Consider the following 5,369-nt stretch of genomic DNA (forward strand, 5'->3'; position numbering starts at 1 on the left):
AACCAGGATGGTGCCTCCAACGGCCTGACGGCGCCGAATGGTCCTTCGCAGCAGCGGGTGATTCGTCAGGCGCTGGCCGGTGCGGGGTTGTCGCCGGCCGAGGTGGACGCGGTGGAGGCGCACGGTACGGGAACGACGCTGGGTGACCCGATCGAGGCGCAGGCGCTGCTGGCCACGTACGGCAAGGAGCGGCCGGAGGGTCGGCCGCTGCTGCTGGGGGCGATCAAGTCGAACCTGGGGCACACGCAGGCGGCAGCGGGTGTGGCGGGTGTGATCAAGATGGTGCTGGCTTTGCGGCATGGGGTGCTGCCCAGGACGTTGCACGTGGACGCGCCGTCGTCGCACGTGGACTGGGCCTCGGGTGCGGTGAAGTTGCTGACCGAGCAGGTCGAGTGGCCGGAGACGGGTCGTCCGCGTCGGGCGGGTGTGTCGTCGTTCGGGATCAGCGGCACCAATGCGCACGTGATTCTCGAGCAAGGGCCGGAAACGCCGGATGGAGAGGACATTCCGCAGGACCAGGTTCCGGCTGCGGGCCTGGTGCCGGTGTTGGTGTCGGCGAAGACCGGTCAGGCGTTGCGGGCGCAGGCCGGGCGGCTGGCGTCGGTCCTGGTCGGTCAGCCTGATCCGGGTCTGGTCGATGCCGCGTTCTCGCTGGCGACGACGCGGTCGGCGTTCGAGCATCGGGCGGTGGTGCTGGCCGCCGACCGTGAGGGTGTGCTGGCCGGTCTGCGGGGTGTGGTCGAGGATCTGCCGAGTGTGGGTGTGGTGTGCGGGGTGGCCGCGACGGAGCCGAGGCTCGCGTTCCTGTTCACCGGTCAGGGTAGTCAGCGGGCGGGGATGGGCCGGGAGTTGTATGACCGTTTCCCGGTGTTCGCGGCGGCGTTGGACGCGGTGATCGCCGAGTTCGACCCGCTGTTCGATGGATCGCTGCGTGAGGTGTTGTTCGCCGAGGCGGGGTCGGTCGAGGCGGAGGCACTTGACCAGACGGGGTGGGCGCAGCCGGCGTTGTTCGCGGTGGAGACGGCGTTGTTCCGGCTGGTGTCGTCGTGGGGGGTTCGGCCGGATGTGCTGGCGGGTCATTCGATCGGGGAGATCGCGGCGGCGCATGTGGCGGGGGTGTTGTCGCTGAAGGACGCGTGTGCGCTGGTGGCGGCGCGGGCGCGGTTGATGCAGGTGTTGCCGTCGGGTGGGGCGATGGTGTCGGTGCGGGCCTCTGAGGAGGAGGTCGCCGAGTTGCTGGCCGGGCGCGAGGGTGAGGTGTCGGTCGCGGCGGTGAACGGTCCGACGTCGGTGGTGATCTCCGGGGTGGAGGAGGCGGTTCTGACCGTCGCCGCCGAGTTGGATTCTCGGGGGGTGCGGACGAAGCGGTTGCGGGTGTCGCACGCGTTCCACTCGCCGTTGATGGATCCGATGCTGGAGGACTTCCGCGCCCTGGCGAGCGGGCTCACCTACGGTGCGCCGAGGATCCCGATCGTGTCGACGCTGACCGGGCAGGCGGCCTCGGCCGAGCAGCTGTGCTCGCCGGACTACTGGGTGGAGCAGGTGCGTGGCGCGGTGCGTTTCGCCGACGGGGTGCGCACGCTGCAGGCGCAGGGGGTGCGGGCGTATCTGGAGCTCGGTCCTGACGGGGTGCTGACCGCCATGGCCCAGGACACGCTGGAGGCGGACCCGGGCCCGACCGCCTCGAAGTCCGGCTCGGACGCGGAACCGCTCTCCGGGTCGGATCCGGATGTGGTGCTGGTGCCGGTACTGCGCAGGGACAGAAACGAGCACGAGGCCGTTACCGAGGCGCTGGCTCGTCTGCACGTGCACGGCGTGCCGGTGAACTGGCAGACGGTGCTCCCACGCGGGCGCCGGGTCGACCTGCCCACCTATCCCTTCGAGCACCAGCGGTTCTGGCCTGAGAACACCGGTTCGGGTGCGGGGAATGTGGCGGCGGCGGGGTTGGCCGCGACGGATCATCCGCTGTTGGGTGCCGCGGTCGGGCTGGCCGATTCCGATGGGGTGGTGCTGACGGGCCGGTTGTCGCTCTCGTCGCAGCCGTGGCTGGCCGATCATGTGGTGGCGGGTTCGGTGGTGGTGCCGGGTTCGGCGTTCGTGGAGCTGGCGGTGCGTGCCGGTGACCAGGTTGGTTGTGAGGTGGTCGAGGAGTTGATCCTGGACGCGCCGTTGGTGCTGGGTGAGGGTGACGCGGTCGTGGTTCAGATCGCGGTGGGTGCGCCGGAGGAGACCGGTCGTCGGAGTGTGAGCATTTACGCCCGTTCGGCGGAGGTGGCCGAGGAGGTGGCGTGGGTGCGGTACGCCACCGGCACGTTGGCGACCGGGGTGGCGGAGGTCGTGTCGTTTGATGCGGCGGTGTGGCCGCCGGTCGGGGCGTCCGCGATCGAGGTGGAGGGGTTGTACGAGGAGCTGGCCGAGGACGGCTTCGTCTACGGTCCGACATTCCAGGGGCTGCGGGGGGTCTGGCGCGGTGCCGACGGCGAGGTGTTCGCCGAGATCGTCCTGCCCGAGCAGGCGCAGTCGAGTGCGGGGTCGTTCGGGGTGCATCCGGCGTTGCTGGACGCGGCGTTGCATGCGGTGGTCTTCGCCGGGTTGGACGATTCCGAGGGCGGTTTGTTGCCGTCCTCGTGGAGTGAGGTGTGTTTGCACGCGGGTGGGGCGTCGGTGTTGCGGGTGCGGTTGGTCAGGACGGGGCCGGATGCGGTGTCGCTGAGCGCGGTGGATGCGGCCGGTGGGCCGGTGGTGTCGGCGCGGTCGGTGGTGTTGCGGCCGGTCGAGGTCGAGCGGCTGAGGGTCTCCGAGGGTGTTGGGGCGGGTTGGGAGTCGTTGTTCGGGGTGGAGTGGGCGCCTGCGGGTGCTGTGCCGGAGGCCGGTCAGGTGCCGTCGGTGGCGGTGCTCGGTGGGGATGTGTTGGGGGTTGTTTCCGCGTTGCGGGCGGCCGGGGAGCCGGGTGGCCTTGCGGTGGAGGTGCATGCGGAGCTGTCGTCGCTGGCGGAGTCGGGTGTGGTGCCGGGTGTGGTGCTGGCGGAGGTGGTCTCGGATCCGGTGGGTGGGGTGGTGGGGTCGGCGCATGTGCTGACCGCCCATGTTCTGGAGTTGTTGCAGGGGTGGTTGGCCGATGATCGGTTCGCCGAGTCGCGGCTGGTGTTCGTTACTCGGGGTGCGGTCGCGTCGGGTGGTGGCGAGGTGGTGGCGGATCTGGCGGCTGCGGCGGTGTGGGGGCTGGTGCGTAGTGCGCAGTCGGAGAACCCGGGCCGGTTCCTGCTGGTCGACATGGACCAGGACGGGGCCTCGCTGTCGGCCTTGCTCGGTGTGCTGCCGGGGGTGTTGGCGTCGGGTGAGCCGCAGGCGGCGGTGCGTGGGGGCGAGGTGCTGGTCCCGCGCTTGGTGCGGGCGGTGTCCGGCAACGTCTCGACCGATGTTCTCACTGACGACTCCGGTGATGACGCCGGCCGGGTCTGGAATCCGGATGGGACGGTGTTGATCACTGGTGGTACCGGTGGTCTGGGTGCGCTGTTCGCGCGGCATGTGGTGGCCGAGCGGGGGGTGCGGCACCTGTTGCTGACCAGCCGTCGGGGCCTGGATGCTCCGGGTGCGGTGGAGTTGCAGGCCGAGTTGATCGCGCATGGGGTCGAGGTCACGATCGCGGCGTGCGACATGGCCGATCGGGATCAGGTGGCGGCGCTGCTGGCCGGGGTGGATGCCTGGTATCCGCTGACCGCGGTTATTCACACTGCGGGTGTACTGGATGACGGCACGATTCCGTCGCTGACGCCTGAGCGGCTGGACAGCGTGCTGCGGCCGAAGGTCGACGCGGCCTGGCATCTGCACGAGCTGACCCAGGGCCTGGACCTGGCGGCGTTCGTGCTGTTCTCCTCCATGGCGGGGGTGGTGGGAGCGCCTGGTCAGGGTAACTACGCGGCGGCGAATGTGTTCTTGGACGCGCTGGCTCAGGTGCGCCGGGCCGAGGGGCTGGCGGGGTTGTCACTGGCGTGGGGTGCCTGGGCCCAGGACGCGGGGATGACCGGCACGCTGGGTGAGATCGAGATGCGGCGGATGGCGCGGGCCGGCATGCCGGCCCTGTCGGCCGAGCAGGGGCTCGCGGCGTTCGAGTCAGCTGCCACGACGGGTCACTCGCCGGTGGTGGTGATGCGGCTGGATCTCTCGGTCCTGCGCACGATCCCCGAACTGCCGCATCTGATGCGGGGTCTGGTGCGCGCGGGCCGCCGTCTGGCGGTCTCCACCTCGGTGGGTGGGGATTCGGAGCTGGTGCGGCGGTTGGCGGGGTTGGACGAGGCCGAGCAGGTTCGGCTGGTGGTGGAGTTGGTGCGGGCGCAGGCGGCGGTGGTGCTGGGGCACGCCTCGGGAGAGGACGTCCAGCCTGGACGTGAGTTCCGCGAGTTGGGCTTTGATTCCCTGACGGCGGTGGATCTGCGTAACCGGCTGAATATCGCCACCGGCCTGCGGTTGCCGGCGACGTTGGTGTTCGACTATCCGACGCCGCTTGTGCTGGCGCGGTTCCTGGTGTCGGAGTTGCTGGGCCGGCAGGACCAGGCCGTCGGGTCGGGTGTGGTGGCCGGGCCGAGGGCGTCGGCGGCGGACGATCCGGTGGTGATCGTGGGGATGAGCTGCCGGTTCCCCGGTGGGGTGAACTCGCCGGAGGATCTGTGGCGGTTGCTGGCCGAGGGGCAGGACGCGATCTCGCCGGTGCCAGCCGATCGGGGCTGGGATCTGGGGATGTTGTCCGGGATGGGTCTTGATGTTCAGGGTGGGTTCCTGGCGGATGTGGCGGGGTTTGATGCGGGGTTCTTCGGGATCTCGCCGCGTGAGGCGCTGTCGATGGACCCGCAGCAGCGGCTGCTCCTGGAGACGACGTGGGAGGCGGTCGAGGGGGCCGGGATCGACCCGCTCTCGCTCAAGGGCAGCCACACCGGCGTGTTCGTGGGCACCAACGGCCAGGATTACACGAGCCTGATCGTAAGTACTCAGACGGATGTGCAAGGCCATGGCGTCACCGGTATGTCGGCCAGCGTGCTGTCGGGCCGGCTGTCCTACACGCTGGGCCTGGAGGGTCCGGCGGTGACGATGGACACGGCGTGTTCGTCGTCGCTGGTGGCGATGCACATGGCGGCGCAGGCACTGCGGTCGGGCGAGTGCGGCTTGGCGCTGGTCGGCGGTATCACGGTGATGGCGTCACCGATGGGGTTCATGGGGTTCAGCGCGCAGGGCGGGCTGGCCGCCGATGGGCGGTGCAAGGCGTTCTCCGACGCCGCGGACGGTACCAGCTGGTCCGAGGGTGTGGGCATGCTGGTGCTGGAGCGGTTGTCGGACGCTCGGCGTAACGGGCACGAGGTGCTCGCGGTGGTGCG

At 70.2% G+C, this 5,369-nt stretch carries 1 protein-coding gene; it reads left to right on the forward strand.

Translation table 11 applies throughout. The features are described 5' to 3' along the window. Nucleotides 1–57: 57 nt before the first annotated feature. On the forward strand, nt 58–5,369 hold a 5,312-nt coding region (locus tag ABZ260_RS45630), incomplete at its 3' end, for a type I polyketide synthase (protein WP_355630674.1).

This window comes from Streptosporangium sp. NPDC006013 (assembly GCF_040614275.1).
Lineage (GTDB): Bacteria > Actinomycetota > Actinomycetes > Streptosporangiales > Streptosporangiaceae > Streptosporangium.